General features: G+C 66.1%; 21 protein-coding genes. 15 read left to right on the top strand and 6 right to left on the bottom strand.

All coding sequences use genetic code 11. The features are described 5' to 3' along the window. Window positions 1–30 precede the first annotated feature (30 nt). Window positions 31–1,776, top strand: a complete 1,746-nt coding sequence (locus tag AC4ELS_RS04130) for an FUSC family protein (protein ID WP_499046023.1) — start codon at window positions 31–33, stop codon at window positions 1,774–1,776. Here AC4ELS_RS04130 and AC4ELS_RS04135 read toward each other — a convergent pair. Continuing rightward, window positions 1,760–2,143, bottom strand: coding sequence for a phage holin family protein (locus AC4ELS_RS04135; RefSeq protein WP_055117268.1), 384 nt, complete (start codon window positions 2,141–2,143; stop codon window positions 1,760–1,762). The genes AC4ELS_RS04130 and AC4ELS_RS04135 overlap by 17 nt on opposite strands. Window positions 2,144–2,149: 6 nt before the next feature. Next, window positions 2,150–2,914 (bottom strand): precorrin-6A synthase (deacetylating), encoded by a 765-nt coding sequence (cobF, locus tag AC4ELS_RS04140; protein ID WP_064887374.1) that lies wholly within the window; start codon window positions 2,912–2,914, stop codon window positions 2,150–2,152. A 124-nt stretch (window positions 2,915–3,038) separates the two neighbouring features. On the opposite strand from cobF, the gene AC4ELS_RS04145 reads away from it, so the two are divergent. Next, entirely contained in the window at window positions 3,039–4,319 is a 1,281-nt protein-coding gene (locus AC4ELS_RS04145) for a diiron oxygenase (RefSeq protein ID WP_499046025.1), read from the top strand. On the opposite strand, the gene AC4ELS_RS04150 is transcribed toward AC4ELS_RS04145, so the two are convergent. After that, complete coding sequence (locus AC4ELS_RS04150) at window positions 4,303–5,487, bottom strand: MFS transporter (protein ID WP_499046028.1); 1,185 nt, start codon at window positions 5,485–5,487, stop codon at window positions 4,303–4,305. The genes AC4ELS_RS04145 and AC4ELS_RS04150 overlap by 17 nt on opposite strands. A gap of 60 nt (window positions 5,488–5,547) precedes the next feature. Here AC4ELS_RS04150 and AC4ELS_RS04155 point away from each other — a divergent pair, with 60 nt between their 5' ends. Together AC4ELS_RS04155 and AC4ELS_RS04160 are read left to right on the top strand one after the other, a co-directional pair. After that, the gene (locus tag AC4ELS_RS04155) at window positions 5,548–6,411 is read left to right on the top strand and encodes an LLM class flavin-dependent oxidoreductase (RefSeq protein ID WP_065463136.1); all 864 of its coding nucleotides are present in this window, start codon (window positions 5,548–5,550) and stop codon (window positions 6,409–6,411) included. A gap of 196 nt (window positions 6,412–6,607) precedes the next feature. Beyond that, window positions 6,608–7,819 carry an MFS transporter gene (locus AC4ELS_RS04160; protein ID WP_499046031.1) on the top strand — a complete coding sequence of 404 codons (1,212 nt, stop codon included), beginning with the start codon at window positions 6,608–6,610 and terminating at the stop codon, window positions 7,817–7,819. Here the strand turns inward: AC4ELS_RS04160 and AC4ELS_RS04165 are convergent. Next, a complete protein-coding gene (locus tag AC4ELS_RS04165; protein ID WP_499046033.1) occupies window positions 7,793–8,197 on the bottom strand; it encodes a DUF5709 domain-containing protein in 405 nt (134 codons plus the stop codon). The two genes, AC4ELS_RS04160 and AC4ELS_RS04165, sit on opposite strands and share 27 nt — an antisense overlap. A gap of 217 nt (window positions 8,198–8,414) precedes the next feature. Between AC4ELS_RS04165 and AC4ELS_RS04170 the strand changes: the two genes are divergently transcribed. From AC4ELS_RS04170 to rnhA, 5 genes are all read left to right on the top strand, one after another. Next, window positions 8,415–8,708: a hypothetical protein gene (locus AC4ELS_RS04170; RefSeq protein WP_064887370.1), complete on the top strand. Its 294-nt coding sequence runs from the start codon at window positions 8,415–8,417 to the stop codon at window positions 8,706–8,708. A gap of 169 nt (window positions 8,709–8,877) precedes the next feature. Beyond that, window positions 8,878–9,204 (top strand): hypothetical protein, encoded by a 327-nt coding sequence (locus AC4ELS_RS04175; protein ID WP_055117285.1) that lies wholly within the window; start codon window positions 8,878–8,880, stop codon window positions 9,202–9,204. A gap of 44 nt (window positions 9,205–9,248) precedes the next feature. Further along, entirely contained in the window at window positions 9,249–10,643 is a 1,395-nt protein-coding gene (locus AC4ELS_RS04180) for an acyl-CoA dehydrogenase family protein (protein WP_499046036.1), read from the top strand. Between the two features lie 26 nt (window positions 10,644–10,669). Further along, entirely contained in the window at window positions 10,670–11,320 is a 651-nt protein-coding gene (locus AC4ELS_RS04185) for a VOC family protein (RefSeq protein ID WP_499046039.1), read from the top strand. Window positions 11,321–11,386: 66 nt separating this feature from the next. Continuing rightward, a complete protein-coding gene (gene rnhA / locus AC4ELS_RS04190) occupies window positions 11,387–11,854 on the top strand; it encodes a ribonuclease HI (protein WP_055120690.1) in 468 nt (155 codons plus the stop codon). A 34-nt stretch (window positions 11,855–11,888) separates the two neighbouring features. Here the strand turns inward: rnhA and AC4ELS_RS04195 are convergent, their stop codons facing one another. Further along, window positions 11,889–12,347, bottom strand: a complete 459-nt coding sequence (locus tag AC4ELS_RS04195; protein ID WP_499046042.1) for a hypothetical protein — start codon at window positions 12,345–12,347, stop codon at window positions 11,889–11,891. Between the two features lie 107 nt (window positions 12,348–12,454). Between AC4ELS_RS04195 and AC4ELS_RS04200 the strand changes: the two genes are divergently transcribed. Further along, window positions 12,455–13,246 (top strand): helix-turn-helix domain-containing protein, encoded by a 792-nt coding sequence (locus AC4ELS_RS04200; RefSeq protein ID WP_064887366.1) that lies wholly within the window; start codon window positions 12,455–12,457, stop codon window positions 13,244–13,246. A 19-nt stretch (window positions 13,247–13,265) separates the two neighbouring features. Here AC4ELS_RS04200 and AC4ELS_RS04205 read toward each other — a convergent pair whose 3' ends face one another. Continuing rightward, window positions 13,266–15,536, bottom strand: a complete 2,271-nt coding sequence (locus tag AC4ELS_RS04205; RefSeq protein ID WP_064887365.1) for an ATP-dependent DNA ligase — start codon at window positions 15,534–15,536, stop codon at window positions 13,266–13,268. Window positions 15,537–15,706: 170 nt separating this feature from the next. On the opposite strand from AC4ELS_RS04205, the gene AC4ELS_RS04210 reads away from it, so the two are divergent. The 5 genes from AC4ELS_RS04210 to AC4ELS_RS04230 all read left to right on the top strand — a co-directional run bounded on the left by AC4ELS_RS04210 (window position 15,707) and on the right by AC4ELS_RS04230 (window position 19,530). Next, window positions 15,707–16,600: a hypothetical protein gene (locus AC4ELS_RS04210; RefSeq protein WP_131811716.1), complete on the top strand. Its 894-nt coding sequence runs from the start codon at window positions 15,707–15,709 to the stop codon at window positions 16,598–16,600. A gap of 9 nt (window positions 16,601–16,609) precedes the next feature. Then, window positions 16,610–17,314, top strand: a complete 705-nt coding sequence (locus AC4ELS_RS04215; RefSeq protein ID WP_131812696.1) for a hypothetical protein — start codon at window positions 16,610–16,612, stop codon at window positions 17,312–17,314. 122 nt (window positions 17,315–17,436) lie between these two features. Continuing rightward, window positions 17,437–17,895 (top strand): Rv0361 family membrane protein, encoded by a 459-nt coding sequence (locus tag AC4ELS_RS04220; protein ID WP_064887362.1) that lies wholly within the window; start codon window positions 17,437–17,439, stop codon window positions 17,893–17,895. Between the two features lie 28 nt (window positions 17,896–17,923). After that, window positions 17,924–18,583, top strand: coding sequence for a cutinase family protein (locus AC4ELS_RS04225; RefSeq protein ID WP_064887361.1), 660 nt, complete (start codon window positions 17,924–17,926; stop codon window positions 18,581–18,583). Window positions 18,584–18,606: 23 nt separating this feature from the next. Further along, on the top strand, window positions 18,607–19,530 hold the full coding sequence (locus AC4ELS_RS04230) for a carbohydrate kinase family protein (protein WP_064959049.1): 924 nt from the start codon (window positions 18,607–18,609) through the stop codon (window positions 19,528–19,530).

The raw sequence follows: 19,530 nt of genomic DNA on the forward strand, positions 1-19,530 counted from the left end.
TGTCAGCGAAACGCCGAGCATGCTGTAGACATGTCCAATCGGCCTGCTCCCCGAGCGACCAACCCGCTGCGGCACGTCTTCGTGATCAACAGCGTGCCGCGCCGGTGGCCGTTCGCGCTGCGCGCCGGAATCTGCATGGCGGTACCGGTTCTGGTGGGCTGGCTGGCCGGTGACACAACCGCCGGATTGATCGCCACCATCGGCGGATTCACCTCGCTGTACGGCAGCGGGCGCCCCTACCTGAATCGGGGCGGGTTCCTGGCGGTCGTTGCGGTGAGCTTCGCGGCCGCGGTGGCTCTCGGTGACTGGGCGTCGTCGACACCCTGGCTGGGCGTGCTCACGGTGACGATGATCGCCGCGGTGGCCACCTTGGTCTGCCATGCCCTGAGCGTCGGACCGCCCGGCGCCTACATGGTGGTACTGGCCTGTGCGGCCGGCACCGGCACCCCGGCCACGCTGCACCTCACCCCGGCTCATCACGCGACGCTGGTCCTCGCGGGCGGGGCATTCGCCTGGCTGGTGCACATGAGCGGCGCGCTGGTTCGTCCCCGCGGACCGGAGAAGGCCGCGGTGGCGGCGGCTGCCGCTGCCGTCGCGGCCTACATCGAGAACCCTGGCGCTGAGGCAAGACATAAAGCGGCCCTCCTGCTGCACACCGCATGGGTCACGCTGGTCAGTTATCAACCGGTGCAACCGAAACCGGACCAGGCGCTCTATCGGTTGCGAGTGGTCAACCGCCGCCTGCACGTGCTGTTCGCGGAGGCCATGCGTGCCTCGGACTCGGGTGAACCGCTGGCGTTCGACGGTGCCGCCCTGGCCCGCCATCTGGCTACCGTGCCTGCCGATGCGATCACCGATGAGCATGGCGCCGAGGGAATTCCACTCGGCAGGCCCAGCGTCGTGCAATTACTGAGCCGGGCCCTGACGCCGGGTTCGGTGTCACTGCAACTGGCAGTGCGCGTCGGCATCGCGGTCGCGATCTCGGGCGTCATCGCGGTGCTGATCTCGCAGGCGCTCACGATGACCCACGCCTACTGGGCAATGGCGGCCGCGGTACTGATGCTGCACCAGGGCTTCGACTGGCAACGCACCGTGGCCCGCGGGGTCGAACGGACGCTCGGCACGTGGCTCGGACTCGGTGTGGCCGGGGTGATTCTCGCGTTGCACCCACAGGGCCTGTGGCTGGTGCTGGTGATCGGGGCGCTGCAGTTCACCATCGAGATGTACGTGATGCGCAACTACACGCTGGCCGTCGTGTTCATCACCCCCGCCGCGCTCACCATCGCCTCGGGCGGCCAACCCGTGGACAACCTCGGCGAACTGCTGCTGACCCGCGGTAGCGACACCCTGATCGGTTGCGCGGTGGCCCTCGCGGTCTATTGGGCGACCCAGCGTCTTCGCCATCCGACCGGTCTGCGCAGTGCCGTCAACGCCACACTCGACGCGGTCACCGCGACCCTGCCTCACCTGGCAGCCGGCGACGCCACCTCCGCGGCGGCCCGCACCGAGCGGCGCGATCTGCAACTGCGGGCCATGGGGCTGCTCCCGGCCTATGACGCCGGCATCGGCGGTTCGGCCGCGCAACGCCTTGGCGCCGAACGCATGTGGCCGACGGTCGTGGCCACCGAACAGCTCGCCTACCGCACCCTGGCGGCCTGCTGGGGTGCCGAGCACGACGGCGCGACCGAGGCCGGCGCCGAGGCGGCGGCAGACACCGCGGCGGCGCTGACCGAGCAGGCCACAGCCTTACGCGAAAGCGTTACGCGAGAGCCTTGACGAACGACAGCAGCCAGCTCACCAGCGACAGCACGATCGCGGCCCAGATGGCGGTCCACCAGAACTGGTCGATGTGCAGACCCCAACCCGTGGTGTTGTCGGTGATCCACGAGGTGATCCACAGCATCAGCGCATTGATCACGATGTGGATCAGGCCGAGCGTGAGGATGTAGAGCGGGATCGACAGGATCTGCACGATCGGCTTGACGAACGCGTTGACCAGACCGAAGATCACCGCGACGACGAAGATGATGCCGACCCTGGCGATGGTCGAGTCACCGCCGATGAAGTAGATCCCCGGCACGACGAGAGTGACCACCCAGAGCGCGAATCCGGTTATCGCGGCGCGCAGGAGAAATGAGCTCATGGCGGTCTAGTCTGCCGAGCGCAGCAGGTATGTGTCCATGATCCAGCCGTGGCGGGTTCTGGCTTCGGTACGCGCGGCAACGATTTCGTCGCCGATCTCCCCGACCGTTCCCGCGTAGAGCAACTCATCGGGTGTGCCCAGATAGGCGCCCCACCAGATGCGGGTCTGCGGCGGGCACTGCTGAAAAGAACAGTCCGCGTCGAGCATCACCACGGCGCTACCGGTCAGCCCGTGCTCACGCAATTGACGTCCGGTGGTGATCAGCACCGGTTCGCCGACGTCGTTGAGCGGAATACGGTGCCGTGCGGTCAGCACCTGGATTGCGGTGATGCCCGGGACCACGTCGTATTGGATGTCGAGGTGCTCGGCCACTTTTTCCAGGATCCGCAGGGTGCTGTCGTACAGCGACGGATCTCCCCAGGCCAGGAAGGCCCCGGTGCCGTCGGGCCCGAGTTCGGATTCGATGGCCTTCGCCCAGATCCTGGCCCGCTCGGCATGCCAGTCCGCCACGACCTGGCGGTAGCCCGGCGCGTCGCCGGCCGCGGCGCGCGGCGGGTCGACCAGTTCGACGAAGCGGTAACCATCGGGTTTCTCGATGAACCGGTCGCAGATCTGTTTGCGCACGGCGACCAGGTCATCGGTCGGCGAGCCTCTACGCGGACCCTTGTCCATAGCGAAGAACACCTGGGTGTCGTTGAGCGCGGAAATGGCCTGTGCGGTGACGAAGTCCGGATCACCGGCCCCGATACCGATGACATGGATGCGACGCACCGTCGAAGGTTAACCGAACAAGAACCGAGTACCCCAAGTATCCGGTACCCGGGGTATTGACATCACGCATTGTCGGTACCTACCGTCGGGAAGAGGGGGACCACAAACGAAGGGAACGTCAACGGTGACAACTTCGGTCAGACCCGGCGGAGGCTCGGCCAACGCTGCGCGGCGGGACGCGTTCTCCGAACGCCTGCTCAAGGGTTCGGTTCGCAAGTCGTACGCGCCGGTGGTGGACATCGACTGGCAGGCGCCGATCGATCCGGACAAGTTCTTCCTGCCGCCGCGGATCGTGTCGCTGTACGGAACCCCATTGTGGGACAGCATGTCTCGCGCAGAACAGATCGAGCTGTCACGCGAGGAACTGGCCAACACGCTCTCGGCGGGCATCTGGTTCGAGAACATCCTCAACCAGGCGCTGCTGCGCAAGATGATGCACCAAGATCCCACCTCGAATTCCACGCACTACGAGCTCACCGAACTCGGCGACGAAACCCGTCACATGGTGATGTTCGGCAAGGCCATCGACAAGATCGGCGCCAAGCCGGTGCGACCACGGCTGTACCAGCGCATGATCATCAACTCTCTGCCGTTCTTCTTCCGCGGCTCGGTGCTGTGGGTGGCCGCGCTGATCGGCGAGGAGATCTTCGACTCCCTGCAGCGGCAGATGATGGATGACCCCGAGTTGCAGCCGATGGTGCAGCGCCTCATGCGCATTCACGTCACCGAGGAGGCCCGCCACATCCAGTTCGCGCGTGACGGCCTGCGCGGGCGCGCCCCCTCGATGCGCTGGTACCAGCGGGTGTGGGTGGCCAACCTCAACGGGGTCGGCGGATTCTTCTTCCGCTACCTGTTCACCAACAAGGTCCAGTACGCACGCGTGGGCCTCAACGCCCGCGCCGCCCGTCGCATGGCTCGGGCCAGCGCACACCGCCGTGGGGTGCAGATCTCCGGATTCGCCCCGCTGGCCGCCTTCCTCGAAGAGGTCGGGTTGATGGGCCGCATCGGACGGCGGATGTGGCGGCGCTCGGGGTTCCTGCCGGCGAAGGCCCCGCGTGGCCTCACCGGATTGGCCGGACCGGACGCAGGTTCCGAGGAGGGCGTCACCGAAGAGGTGTTTGACGGGCTCGCCATTCTCGACACCGGTGACGGCGATCGCCGGGTGAACGTTCGCCTGGCCGGTCACCTCGATCCGATCGACGGCCGCTACCACTGGCAGGGAACGATTCTCGATGCCCCGAGCACTGTCACTCCCGGGCCGGTGCGGCTCACGATCGGCACCCGAACCGTCGATGCCCGCATCACCGAACGCACCTCGCAGGGCACGCACTCCATTGCCGGCGTGGGTGAACCGCCCTTCGAACTGGACAGCGCCGACGAGGCCGGAGTCAGCGCCGCCGGGTAAGCGCCGAGCGGCCGAGCAACCCGACGGCGAACACTGCACCACAGATCCCGGAGATCAGCAGTGGCAGCTGGCCGGGCTGACCTGGAACCACGGTCCAGAGAAGCCCGGCCCACACCCCGGCGCCCAGCACGGCAAAACCGCTGAGCCCCTGGAAAACTCCCTGTGCGCTGCCCTGGAGGTCAGCGCCGACCAGGGAGGAGACCCAGGCTTTGCTGACCCCGTCGGTACACCCGGTGAACAAGCCGTAAGCCCCGATCAGCAGCCAGGCCAGCAGCGGATCGGTGGTCAGTCCCAGCCCGGCATAGCCGATCGCGAAGAACACCAGACCGAGGCCGAACACCGGCAGCCGACCGATCCGGTCGGCCAGCAGCCCGGCCGGGAAACTGGAGATGGCGTACACCGCGTTGTAGGTGACGTAGGCCAGGATCACCTCGACGACAGAAAAGCCGATCTCGTTGAGCCGCAACAACAAAAGGGCGTCGGGGAAATTCACCAGGCCGAACGCCACCAGCACGGCCGTCACCCGCCAGTACCGCCCGGGCAGATCGCGCACGCGGGCGAACACCGGCTGACGCTGCGGGCGCGGCTCGGTCCGTTTCCCTTTCGCTTTTTCGGACACCAGGAACACCAGGGCGACGCTGAGCACCGCGGGCACCACCGCGACCCACAGCAGTGGCGCGATCTGATGGTCGAGCAGTTCGTAGCCGGCCAACCCCAGCAGCGGACCGACGACAGCGCCCATGGTGTCCATGGCCCGGTGGAACCCGAACACCCGGCCACGGGCAGCGTCGTCGACATCGACGACCAGTAGGGCATCCCGCGGCGCACCGCGGATCCCTTTGCCGAGCCGGTCCACCACGCGGCCCGCGAGCACACCGGACCACGCACTCGCCGCCGCGACCATGACCTTGCCCAGGGCAGCCATGCCGTAGCCGGCGGCGATCAAGGGCCGCTTCGAGTAGCGGTCGCCGAGCGGGCCCGCGGCCAGCTTGGTCATCGCGGCCGCGCCTTCGGCGGCGCCCTCCACCGCGCCGACCACCGCAGGTGGGGCACCGAGCACGGCCGTCAGATAGATCGGCAGCAGCGGATAGAGCAGCTCGCTTGCAGCGTCCTGCAGAAAGGACACCGCCGACAACACTCGGACGTTGCGGGTCAGCCAAGCGGGCACCAGGTCATCATGCCTGCCGATCGGCCCCACAAAACTAGAACACGTTCTAGTGTGTACGGCATGCGGTTCACCTATGCCGAAGCCATGACCGATCCCACCTACTACATCCCGCTGGCCCAGGCGGCCGAGGCGGCCGGCTACCACGCCATGACCATTGCCGACAGCGTCGCCTATCCCTTCGAGTCCGATTCGAAGTACCCGTACACCCCCGACGGCAACCGGGAGTTCCTCGACGGCAAGCCGTTCATCGAGGCCTTCGTGATGGCCTCGGCCTTGTGCGCGGCCACCACCACGCTCAATTTCAACTTCTTCGTCCTCAAGCTGCCGATCCGCCCGCCGGCCCTGGTGGCCAAGCAGGTCGGCTCGCTCAACGCGCTGTTCGACAACCGGCTGGGCCTCGGGGTCGGCACCAGCCCGTGGCCCGAGGATTACGAGTTGATGGGCGTGCCGTTCGCTCGGCGCGGCAAGCGCATGGACGAGTGCATCGACATCATCCGGGGACTGACCAGTGGCGACTACTTCGAGTACCACGGCGAGTTCTACGACATCCCCAAGACCAAGATGACCCCGGCACCGTCGAAGCCGGTGTCCATCCTGGTCGGCGGGCACGCCGAGGCGGCCCTGCGCCGGGCGGCCCGCAACGACGGCTGGATGCACGGCGGCGGTACCGACGATCTCGATGTCCTCCTCAAACGGCTCAACGAGATCCGTGCAGAGGAAGGTCAGACCGGACCGTTTGAAGTCCACGTGATCTCGGCTGACGCGTACACGCCCGACGGCATCAAACGGCTCGAGGACAAAGGCGTCACCGACGTGATCGTGGGCTTCCGCCTGCCCTACATCAAGGGCGACGACCCCGAGCCACTGGACCGCAAGATCCGCCACCTTGAGAAGTTCGCCGAGAACGTCATCGCCAAGGTCTGATCTGCGCTGCCCGCGGGCCTCTACAGGTCGGATGTTGTTTGGGCGATCGTCAAGATTTTTGACGCGGGTCGAGAGAACAGGTTGAGGGAACAGCGGGCGCGCCGTTAGCGTTGCACCCGCCGTTCTCGCCAACGCTGTCCGAGAGCTCAGTCCGGCCACCACCGGAAAAAACTCAGAAGACTCGGAAAGCCTGCGAATGACGACCTCTCTCGAACGTGCGCGCTCCATCGTCGCTCCCGACCCCACGGTGCGCATGCTCGCAGTGTTCGCCCTGGCCCTCGGCGGCTTCGGGATCGGCACCACCGAATTCGTCGCGATGGGCCTGCTACCCGATATCGCGACGGGCTTCGGCATCACCGAACCCACCGCGGGCCACGTCATCTCCGCCTACGCGTTGGGCGTGGTCGTCGGCGCACCCGTCATCGCCGCGCTCACCGCACGGTGGCCGCGCAGGGCGCTGCTGCTCACCCTGATGGCCGTCTTCACCCTCGGCAACGTGGCCAGCATGCTGGCCCCGACGTACGCGACCTTGGTCACCGCCCGGTTCGTGACCGGTCTGCCGCACGGCGCGTTCTTCGGGATCGCCGCGCTGGCCGCCGCGCATCTGATGGGTCCGCAGAACCGGGCCAAGGCCGTGGCCTATGTGCTGTGCGGGCTGACCGTCGCGACGGTGCTGGGCGTGCCCTTGGCCTCCTGGCTCGGCCAGGCCCTGGGCTGGCGCAGCGCGTTCGGTCTGGTGGTCGGAGTCGGGCTGGTCACGCTGGCCGCCCAGTGGGCTTGGCTGCCCGAGCAGCTCCGGGCCATGCACGTCACCAGTCCGCTGACCGAACTCGGAGCGCTGCGCCGACCCCAGGTGTGGCTGGCGGTGCTCGTCGGAATGATCGGCTTCGGCGGCATGTTCGCGGTCTACACCTACATCAGCACCACGATGACCGACGTGACCGGACTGCCGCGGTCGCTGGTTCCCGTGGCGCTCATGGTGTTCGGCCTCGGCATGGTGGTCGGAAACCTGATCGGCGGCCGACTGGCCGACATCTCGGTGGTCCGTGCGCTGTACCTGGCGCTGGGCTCACTGGCGGTATTGCTGGCCGCGTTCTCGCTCGGGTCGCACAGCCCGTGGACCGCGTTGCCGCTGTTGTTCGGTGTCGGGGTGGCCGGCTCCGCCGTCGGCCCCGCCCTGCAGACCCGGCTGATGGACGTCGCCCACGATGCGCAGGCACTGGCCGCCGCACTCAACCACTCCGCGCTGAACGTCGGCAATGCCACCGGCGCGTGGGTGGGCGGCCTGGTGATCGCGGCCGGTTTCGGTTACACCGCTCCCGCGGCCGCAGGCGCGGCGCTGGCCGTCGGCGGCCTGCTGGTGTTCACCGTGTCGGTGGCGTTACAACAACGGACCGCTACCCGATGATGACGGCGGGATGATGTGAACTGCGGCTTCTTCGGCAGAGGCCGCGCCGCCATCGATGCCGACGTCAGTGCCGAGCAACTCCGCCTCGTCGTCCTCGCCGAAGCCGGCATCAGGGGCGACCAGCCGGCCGGACCGCCGATCCCCGACCTCTTCGTCGCCGGCCTGCTCGTCGGGAATCTCGGAATCGTCTAGTTGCATCGCGGGATCGGGCTCTTCCTCGGCCAGCAGCTCGTCGAGGGTCTCGTGGTCACGCGGTTCCCGCCAACGGTCCGGCGGGGAGTAACCCTCGTCGAGCAGATCGTCCACACCCCGGTCGATCAGGGTGTCCTCCTGAGTCAACTGGTCGTCGTCGTCGACGCTGTACCCGTCACTACTCATCCTTCAACGATGGCACAGCTCGGGCCCACCTGAGCAGTTCTTCGCAGTCGGACATCCGACACAGCGACCCGGTCGAGCATCCCGCCCCGATCCTGAGAAATATCCAATATCCAGCTGAGAATTCTGGAATTTTCGAACCCAATTCCCAATTAGACGTATTAGGCAGCAACCGGTAGTAGTGGGACTTCCGGTGCGGCCTGCAACGGAGGGTTGGGAAATGAAGTCATATACCATCGCCACATTAGCCGCGGGCGCGCTGGCCGCGGGAGCATTCCTAGGGGGCGTCGCCGCCGCCGCCCCGACCGCACAGTCGGCCGAACAGACCGTGAAAAGCCTCCAGACCAGCGGCTATCACGTCATCGTCAACCGCACCGGCGCGGCACCACTGGCCAACTGCACCGTGCTCGGTGTGCGCCAGGGGCAGACCATCGCCACCAACGACTCAAGGGGCGGAAGCTCGATCAATACCACCGTAATTTCAAAGACGGCATACGTCGACGTCGCCTGCTGAGTCGGGAATAAAACCGGGCATGCATTTGTTGTGACGCCAAACCGGAATTAATCGATCCGGTGATAATTCCATATCCGCAGTCGGCCGCACAGTGTTGTGCGGCCGATTGTTTTGGGCCGGGTCCGAGCGTCCGCCGGACTTGTCGGTGTGCCGGCGTACGGTACCGAACATGAGTTCGATACTGGTTTCCGAGAGGGACATCGAGCGGACGATCGTCGGCGATGCCCTCGAACATCTGAATGCCGCCTGCAAAGAGATCGACGCGCTGTCGGTGCATGCCCTGACCCGCGCAGAGCTGCACGAGGTTTTGAGTCGGCTCGACGCCGGTGAGAAACGGCTGGCCACCGCTCAACAACGGCTCCTCGGACGGATGGTCGCCACCAACACCGCGTCGCCACCGCGGTTCGATCCGGCCGCCGTGCTGGCCAGGCGGTTGCGCATCTCGCCGGCCGAGGCCCGGCGGCGGATAGCCGACGCCGGCCAGCCGTCCGACTGAGGTCTACGAGTTCGACGGCATCCACAGCGGGGTATCCCACCCGCGTGGCATTCGACATCACCCCCACCGCGGCGCAGCATGACCTGGCTCGACGCACCCACGAATTCGCCGAACAGGTGGTACGTCCGGTCGCCGCGGACTACGACCGTCGGCAGGAGTTTCCATGGCCGGTGCTGGAAGAAGCGGCGGCTCAGGGCTTCTACAGCCCACTGTTCTATCGCGACCTGATCGGCGACCCGACCGGACTGTCCCTGCCGATGTTCATGGAGGAGCTGTTCTGGGGCTGCGCAGGGATCGGGTTGGCCATCGTCATGCCGGCCCTGGCACTGTCGGCCATCGGCCAGGCCGCCTCGCCGGAGCAGATGTTGCGGTGGGCTCCCGAGTGCTTCGGCACCCCGGGGGACCTCAAGCTGGCAGCCTTGGCGATCTCCGAACCCGAGGGCGGCAGCGATGTGCGCAACCTGCGCACCTACGCCGTCCGTAGCGGATCCGGACCAGACGCGGACTGGATCATCAACGGCCACAAGATGTGGATCGGCAACGGCGGCATCGCCAATGTGCACGTGGTCAACGCAGTCGTCGACAAAGAGCTCGGCCACAAGGGGCAAGCGTTGTTCATCGTGGAGGGCGGCACGCCGGGGCTGGAAACGGTGCGCAAACTCGACAAGCTCGGCTGCCGGGCCTCACACACCGCAGAGCTCAAGTTCGACAATGTCCGAGTTCCTGCCGACCACCTGCTCGGCGGTCAGGACAAACTCGAGCACAAGCTGGCTCGAGCCCGCGAAGTCGTCGCAGGCGGTCAGAATTCCGGGTCGGCCACCCTGGGGACCTTCGAACAGACCCGGCCGATGGTGGCTGCACAAGCCCTCGGAATCGCCAGGGCCGCACTGGAATACGTCACCGAATATGCGAACCGCCGGGTCGCCTTCGGCGCTCCCATCATCGACAACCAGGGCATCGCGTTTCCACTCGCCGACCTGGCCACCCGGATCGATGCCGCCCGGTTGCTCACGTGGCGGGCGTCCTGGATGGCCGCGACCGGGGTGCGGTTCGACCGCGGCGAGGGCTCGATGTCGAAGCTGGCCGCCAGCGAGGTGGCAGTCCGCACCACCGAGCAGGCCATCCAGACGATGGGCGGCTGGGGCTACGTCACGGATCATCCCGTCGAGAAGTGGTACCGGGATGCCAAGCTGTACACGATCTTCGAGGGCACCAGCGAGATCCAGCGCATCGTCATCGCGCACGCTCTCGGCGCCGCCGACGGCAAGCCGCCACTGCACGTCGACCTGGAGCCGTCCGGCGGGCCGTTGAACCGGTGGTTCGGCCGCGGCACACCGCTGCGGACCCGAGCGGCCGGCGCCGCACTGTCTGCGAAGGACCACCTACCGGAGCCCGTCATGCGCCTGGCGATGAAAGCCCTACGCCCGCCACGCAAGTAACCGCACGCCGGATAGATTCGACGTCCATGACCGTCACCGTCGACGAACTCGAAGTCGCTGACTCGCCGGATGCCTGGACGCAGGCGGGATTCCGTGTCGATCCCGGCGGAGACGCAGGCCCGGTCTGCCGGGTCGGCGGGGTGCGCATCCGACTGGTCGGACGTGACCGCGGCGCCGGCATTGTCGGGTGGTCGTTGCGCGGCCTCCCGGCCGACGGCACCTTCGAAGACCTCGACGGCATCCCGACGGCGCGGTCGATGACCGCCACCGCTGATTCCGCCACTCACGCGAACGGTGTCGCCGCGATCGACCACATCGTGTTGCTGTCCCCCGACCTGGGCCGGACGGTCGCCTCGATGGCCGCCATCGGCGAACAACCGCGCCGCGAGCGGGACACCGAGCTCGGCGGGCGGCCCATGCGCCAGGTCTTCTTCCGTCTCGGCGAGGTGATCCTGGAGGTCGTCGGTTCACCGGAGACCGCGTCTGACGGAGCCTCGACGTTGTGGGGAATCACGTACACCGTGGCCGACATCGACGCGACGTCGGCGTTCTTCGGCGACCGCATCGGGCCCGTCAAGGACGCAGTCCAGCCCGGACGCCGGATCGCCACGCTGCGGCACCGCGACCTCGACATATCCGTGCACACGGCGGTGATCTCGACGACTCTGCCGGCTTGACGTGTGTCGGGGCGCCGGGCGCCCGACGCGGTTACCTATCCTCAGCGCATGACCGACGCCGGACAGATGAGTGACAACGTCGTTGTCGTCCACACCGACGGCGGGTGCCGGCCGAACCCGGGCCCCGGCGGCTGGGGTGCAGTGCTGCGCCACCGCGAGCACGTTCGCGAAATGTACGGCGGGGAACCCGGAACCACCAGCAACAACCGGATGGAGCTGATGGCTCCCATCATGGCGCTCGAGGCGCTCACGAGGCCCGTGGTGGTGCATCTGCACACCGACAGCACCTATGTCCGCAACGGCATCACCAAGTGGGTGCTCGGCTGGCAACGGAATGGCTGGCTGACCGCAGCCAAGCAGCCGGTGAAGAACGTCGACCTCTGGCAGCGACTGCAGGCCGCGTGCGCCCAGCACCAGGTCGAGTGGTTCTGGGTGAAGGGGCACTCAGGGATCGCCGACAACGAGTTGGCCGACGAGCTCGCGACCCGGGGACTTCGGGAAGCGCTCGACGGTTCGGGCGATCTGGTTCACTGACTCCCACACAGCTGACGGAGATACAGGTACGCCGTCATCGACGAGATACAGAAGGTCTGCTGGAGCGGTGATCACTGCCGCGCTCCTCGACCATTCGCGGAAACAGAGGCGCTCCCCGCAGCGGGCCGTAGTCAGCGGCGGCCAAGGCGGCTGCGGCCGCCGACACCAACGCCAGGATGAGAGCCGGCTGCCGGCCGTCGTGAGCCAGGAAGTCACCAAACAGCAGCCAGGCCAACGTCAGTGTGGTGATAACCCCAAGACCGTCAGTCGCGCCGATGATCGAGACATCCGGCCTGTTCAGGCCGATCCGTCCGCCGGTGATCGCGGTGGTCAACGCGCACGCGGCCAAGGCCACGCAGAGCGGAAAAGTGAGCTTCCACAACCCCCACGCGATGCGATCGGCGTCCTGAACCTGGGTCCACGGCAACAACAATGCGACGACCATCAAGGCGCCGGCCGCGCCGCAGACCAGCCGTCGGAGCAAATTGGTCATTTCGTCCTCCCAACAGTCATTCCAGTGATCGTCGAGGTCAGAGGTCGTGCTGTCGATTACCTGGAGGTAATGGAGTAGCGCACCTCATCCGGCTACAGTCGGTGCGAATGGCGATCACCAGCCTCACTCCTCAGGTCGGGCCGCTGCTGCGGGAATGGCGGCAACGGCGTCGACTGACCCAGCTGGAGCTGGCACTCGACGCGGGCGTGTCGGCGCGTCATCTGAGCTTCGTCGAGACCGGCCGCTCCAAACCCGGGCGAGACATGCTGCTGCGGCTTGGAGAACGGCTCGAACTACCGTTCCGCGAACGCAACCAGCTGCTGCTTGCCGCGGGGCACGCTCCGGCATTTCCCGAGCATGCGTTCGGCGCACCTGAACTCGCCCCGATCCGCGAGGCGTTGGAGCGGATCCTGAAAAGTCATGAGCCGTATCCGGCAGTCGTCTTCGACCGCAATTGGAACCTCGTCGCCGCAAACGCCGCCATACAGCCACTCATCGCGACCATCGACCCTGCCCTGCTGAACCCGCCGGTCAACGTCCTCCGCGTCGCACTGGAGTTGGTTCCGCAGATCATCAATGCCCGCGACGTTATGGCCTACTTTCGCGATCGCATTCAGCGCCAGCTCGCCGTCAGCGCCGACCGACAGCTCGTGCAGCTGCTGGAGGAGTTCGAGACGTATATGCCGGACGAAGACCACAGTGCGGCAAGTGAATCCGACTTCGCGCAGAATCTCGGTCCAGTCAGAGTCCGGGCACCCGACGGCGGCGAGTGGTCGTTCTTCGGCATGTTCGGCACCTTCGACATGCCGTTCGAAGTCACGATTTCCGAATTGGCCATCGAGTTGCTCTTTCCCGCCGATCGAACAACCGCCGATGCGTTTGAATCGCTGGCTCGATGACGCGAAGAGAGTCTCCACATCATTCCCAGACCACCTCGTCCGGCGTCTTGTCGGGCCGCAGCCCACGCCAGCTGGGCTGGCGCAGCCGGTGGTCGCTGGTGCGCTCGCTGTAACGCACCTCGCCGACCAGCTCGGGCCGCACGAACGTCACTCCTCTGGCATCGAGCTTCGGCAGCGGTTTGTCGAACGGCGAGTCCTCGGTGTGCAGCGGGGCCAGCATGCCTTTCAGCTTGCCCAGTTCCTTCTCGGTGAACCCGGTGCCGACGCGGCCCGCGAACTGCAGGCCGTCGGGGCCGGGGACGCCGAGCAGCAGCGCCCCGATCCCACTGCTGCGGCCCCCCTCCCCCTGGCGCCAACCACCGATCACCACCTCCTGGGTGTTCCAGATCTTGTCCTTGATCCAGGAGGCCGACCGACGGCCCGGCTGATAGGTGGAGTCCCGCTTCTTGGCCACCACACCTTCGAACCGGTGCTCACGGGCATGTTCCATGGCCTCGGGACCGTCGCCGGGCAGCGGCTCGGGCACGATCAGGCCGCCGCCGGCAGCCAACGCCTCCAACACCTTTCGACGGTCGGAATACTTGGCGCGCAGCAGGGACCGGCCGTCGAGCCACAGGACGTCGAAGGCCCAGAACTCGACGCGGGTGGAGCGGGCCCGGTTCTGCATCTCGCCGAAGCTGGGCACCCCGGAGTCGTCAAGCGCCACCACCTCGCCGTCGAGCACCACGTGGTGGTCGGCGAGATCGGCGGCCAGCGCTTCCAATTGCGGGTACTCGCCGGTGACGTCACGTCCGCGACGGGAACGCAGTTGCAGGCGACCGTGATCGGCGTCCACCAGCAGCCGGTAGCCGTCCCATTTGCCCTCGAATGCCCACTGGCCGGCCTTGAGTTTGGCGACCGAACCCTCGGTGGCCAGCATCGGCGCGAAGTCCTTCGGTTCGGGCATGGCCGACTTCTGGTCCTTCATCCGGTGCGCCAGCCAGTTCTTGCCCTCGGTCTGGATCAGCGCGTACCGGCCCTGGATCTTCTCGCCGTGCAACGTGACGATCACTTCCCCGCCTTGATCCGGGCCGTCGGGGGAATGATCGCGGAACTTCTCCGTCTCGTACGTACCGGTGTCCCAGACGATAACCTTGCCGCCGCCATACTCGCCTTTAGGAATCTCGCCGTGAAATGTCAGGTATTCCATCGGATGGTCTTCGGTATGGACGGCAAGGTGATTCACCGACGTGGTCTCGGGCAGGTTCTTGGGCACCGCCCAGCTGACCAGCACCCCGTCTCGCTCCAGGCGGAAGTCGTAGTGCAACCGCCTTGCATGGTGTTCCTGGATGACGAAGGCATCGTTGTTGCCGGTCGTGGGCGATCCCGCCGGCACCGGCTCGGGCGTCTTACCCGCATCGCGCATGCTGCGGTAGGTGGTGAGTTTGTCGATCCGGGGTGCATCCTCGTCGAGCCCGGCCAGCAGGTCACCGTCATCGGAAACCCGTTGCAACACTTCATCGAATCGCAGGTGGCGCAGATCCGGGTCGCCGATCTCGTCCCAAGTGCGAGGCGCGGCGACGGTCGGGTGCTCACGCCCGCGCAGCGAGTACGGAGCGATCGTGGTCTTGGCCCCGTTGTTCTGGCTCCAGTCCAGGAATATCTTCTGCGCCCGCACACTGCGGGTCATGGTGGCGGTGACCAGCTTCGGCATCGACTGCTCGAGTTGTTGGGCCACCCGCTTGGCCAGGACCGAGGCACCACGGGAGCTGATCGGCTCGGCCAGAGGCACATACAGGTGCAGACCCTTGCTGCCGCTGGTGAGCGGATACGTCGTCAGCCCGATATCACCCATGAGTTCGCGCACCGCCTGGGCCACTTCGCACAGCTGCGGCATGGTGACGCCTTCGCCCGGATCAAGGTCGAACACGATGCGCGTGGCCGGTCCCTGGCTCCCGTCGGCGGAGAACCGCCATTGCGGCACATGCACTTCCAGCGAGGCCTGCTGGGCGATCCAGGCCAGCCCCTCGCGGGTGTTGATGATCGGGTAGGTGGTGGTACCCGACTTGTGCGCGATGCTGCCGCGCTCCAGCCAGCTCGGTGCCGAAGACGCCAGCTGCTTTTCGAAGAACGACGCCGCTGCCACCCCGTTCGGCCAACGCTTTCGGGTCACCGGGCGGCCGGCCATGTGGGGAAGCATCACCTCGGCGATGCTGAGGTAATAGTCGAACACCTCGGCTTTGGTGGTGCCGGTGGCGGGATAGAGCACCTTGTCTGGGTTCGTCAGCCGAACCCGTTCATAGCGCTCCATGTTCCCAACCTATACGCGGATATCCAGTAGCAAATGCCTATCAGTCATCCTTCAGAGGTCACCTGTTTCGCGGCCACCACCCGGTATCAACGGTCATACAATGATCCCGATCGACGTGCCGTACGGAACGTGATGTTCGGGCGCGAATGCGACCTTGGGGGAAGGCCGAGATGAATCGACGCAGTTCCGTTGTAGCCCTGATCCTCACGATCCTGGTCTTCGCGAACGCCCTGATCGCAGCACCGGCGGCGCACGCCACTACGACGAAGATGGACGTCTGTCCGGATCTCGTCGCTGCCGAAGCCAGCCATGATCAGCGCAGAAGTCAGCACAACAGTTTCAAGCCCAATCTTTACGACCACGCAGCCGTCGACGCTTACAACGCTGAAGCCGAGGCACTGAACGCCGAGCGGGCGGCGCTTCAGCAACGCGATCGCGGATGCGTCGAGGCCGTCCGCCTGATAAACGACGGGAATCCGGGCGGCCCGGCGTTCGCATCACCCAGCCCGGCGAAGATACGCGAGGTCGAAAACCAACGACAAGGTGTCGCGCGATCCGGATGGAACCCGGGCCCCCTGCCCGGAGTCAAGGACATGGATCGAGCGCGCCACTTGGTACCCAAAGAACTTTCCGGGTTGCACAGGGAAATCCGCAAAGACAACCCACCCTCGGCAAAACAAATCGGCGACATGCCCCTCAATGGGACGCCTCGACCGGGTGGAACCGATACAAATCGGGCGTACCCGAACGAAACATATGGGTTCCACGCAGACGGCAAGACACCAAAGGTTTCGGCCGACCACATTGTTCCACTGGCCGCCCTCATCCAGATGCCCGGCTTCAAAGACCTGAATGCCCGCAACATGATGATCGTTGCGACCACTCCGGCAAATCTGCAATGGATGGGTACCGGCCCAAATTCGGGCAAGAGTTCGGGCAGTCCTCTCCGGCTCCTGCCGAAAGCCGACTCCGCCTGGGTGGACGAACAGATAGCGCTGCAAACGCAAAAGATGACCGACATGCAGAACCTGATAAATGCGCTCCTGGCGAGCCAGAGCCCTTAGGAGGTCACAGTGGCAGAATATGCAGTCGGCGATATCCTCGCCGAGGTCGGCGGAGGGAATGCCACCTGGACCCCGGTCGGGGCAGAATCACCAGAACTGGCGGCGATACCGCAGAAATGGCGACCGATCGCATCCGCCGACACCTCATCGGACAGATGTCGTCGCGCCCTGTCCTTGTGGGGCTCGGATTTCATCGACCTACTTCCCGGCTTCGCCCGACGATTTCAGGACGAACTCTCCGATGTCAGGGTCTTTCGCCGACAATCAGACGGCTTGGCCGAAAACGTTCTCATTTACGTGGCGGGACAAGCCAGAGATGGCTTTCCAGCACTGTGGCTCGGCTGGGATCCGGCTGTCCTCGGACAGCCCACGACAGAATTCTTCGATTGCTTTCCCGCTGCCGTACAGACGTTTCTGCGCGAGGTACATCCGGGATTTACCGCCCAGGATTGGGAGTCTTATGGAATCAAGCGCCCGGATGCCTGGGAGAGCTTGGAAGGATATGACTGGTTTCCGAGCGAGAGTTTTGACGAGATCGAGTCCCAACCCTCGCAGATGATGTGGTTCACGAAGGATTCGGGGCAGCTGTATTACTGCGTGAACAGCCGCCTCCCCGGGAAGGTGACCCTCGCCTATGAAGGCAATTTCGATCCGCCCGGCGAATTCGGCGCGGAACTCGACGAGCTCCTGATGCGTCGCTGGGACGAGCAATGACGACGCCTCCGCCACAGCCCCCGCCCTGGCCGCCGTTTCAGCCGCCCCAATGGCCGCCACCTCAACCGCCGCAATGGCCGCCACCTCAACCGCCCGGTGCGCCTTACGCACAACCGCCGTACGTGTCGGCTGCCCAACCGCCGGTCAAGAAGTCCCGCACCGGATGGTGGATCGTCTCGACCGTGGTGGCCACGTTGCTCGTCGCCGGAGGGGTGTTGGCGTACTTCACGCTCGCAGGCGGACCGAATTCGACGGAGCGGGAGATCCGTTCCAGAGCAATCAGTTTCGCCGAGGCGGTCGACACCGACGATCAGCGCAAGGTTTTGGACATGATGTGCGCCGAGGAGGCTGACGAGCTCCTGCAGCTCGATACCTGGGACCCACTGGGCCCCCAGTCGCCTGATCCTTCGCGGAAGAAGCCGATCGACATCACCGACGTGACCGTTCGTGGGGACGTCGCACAGGCCCAATTCACCCGGTCCGATCCACCTCTGAAGGGAGCGCTGTATTTCCTCAAAGAGGATGGGACCTGGAAGTTGTGCGACAGCGTCTCGAAGCAGTTCGGCGATGAACCGAACTGATGTGCCGCCAAAATGTGAACATGGGCTGATGTCGCTGAACACCGCAGTCCTCCGGTCGGCCATCGCTGTATCGATTGCGACGGCCGGCCTCATCAGCCCGGTACCCGCGGCATCGGCCGACCCGTGCTCGGATGTCGAGGTGGTCTTCGCCCGCGGCACCGGTGAGGCACCCGGCATCGGTCGGGTGGGTCAGGCGCTCGTCGACCAACTCGCGCCGAGGATCGCGCCGCGCAGCCTCGGCGTGTACGGGGTGAACTATCCGGCCGGGCTCAACTTCCTGACCACCGCAGAAGGAGCGAACGACGCCGCCGGACACATCGCCTGGCTTGCCGACCAATGTCCCGGCACCCAGGTGGTGCTCGGTGGTTTCTCGCAGGGCGCAGCCGCCGTCTCGATGTTGGCGGGTGTACCGCCGATCGGTGACCGGATCGGCATGATCGGCTCGGCTCCCGCGTTGCCGCCCTACAGCGCCGACCGCGTCGCCGCGGTGGCGGTGTTCGGCAATCCCGGCAACCGGTTCGGCACTCCGCTGTCCGGTACCGGGCTATTCGCGGGTCGGGCCATCGACCTGTGCAGCCCGGGCGATCCGATCTGTGTCCAGGGTGGGCGTCTCCGCGCGGCTCACAGCGCATACGAGCTTCCGCCGTACCCGGACCAGGCGGCGGGGTTCATCGCCGGACGGCTGTAGCCGAACCCACCTACCATGGAGCCATGAGCCGGGCTCTGGTCATCGGCGAGGCACTGATCGACATCGTCGAACGAGATGGCAGCGTCGTCGGAGAGTACGTCGGCGGCAGCCCACTCAATGTTGCCGTCGGTCTCGGCCGGCTTGGCCGCGGCGTCGACTTCCTCACCCACATCGCCCCCGACGACCACGGCAAACGCATCGTCGAGTACGTGGAAAGCGCTGGGGTACAACTTGTTTCGGGTAGCACCGGCGCGAGCCGGACACCCACGGCAATGGCCACGCTGAGCGCCGCAGGATCGGCCCACTACCAGTTCGACATCGACTGGCAACTGGCGGGCACTCCCGAGGTGGCAACCCCGCTGCTGGTTCACACCGGTTCGATCGCGACTGTGCTGGAACCGGGGTGCCGCGCCACCGCCGCACTGCTCGATGCCTATCGGATGTCGGCGACCCTCACTTTCGATCCGAATGTCCGCCCGGATGTGATCCGCGACGACGACATCGCGCGGGGGCGCATCGACCGGCTGGTCGAACGCGTCGACATCGTCAAGACGTCCGAGGAAGATCTGCGCTGGCTGGACCCCCGGCACTCCCCGGAGCAGATCGCGCGGGCCTGGCTCGAGGTCGGCCCATCCATCGTCACGGTGACGTCGGGCGAGCGTGGCGCGTTTGCCGTGTGCCGGGCCGGTTCGGTGTCGGTCCCGGCGCGATCGGTACAGGTGGTGGACACCGTCGGGGCCGGCGACGCCTTCATGACCGGCCTGCTCGACGCGGTGTGGTCGTTGGGGCTGCTCGGCGCGGACCGCCGCCGCGACCTGTCCCGGATCAGCACCGAGGCGCTCGAGGGTGTCCTGAGGTCCGCTGCGTTGTCGGCGGCGTTGACGGTGGCCCGGCCCGGTGCCGACCTGCCGGATCGAGCGGCGCGAGACGCCGCAGCGCAGTCCTGA

The sequence above is a fragment of the Mycobacterium shunyiense genome (genome assembly GCF_058270035.1).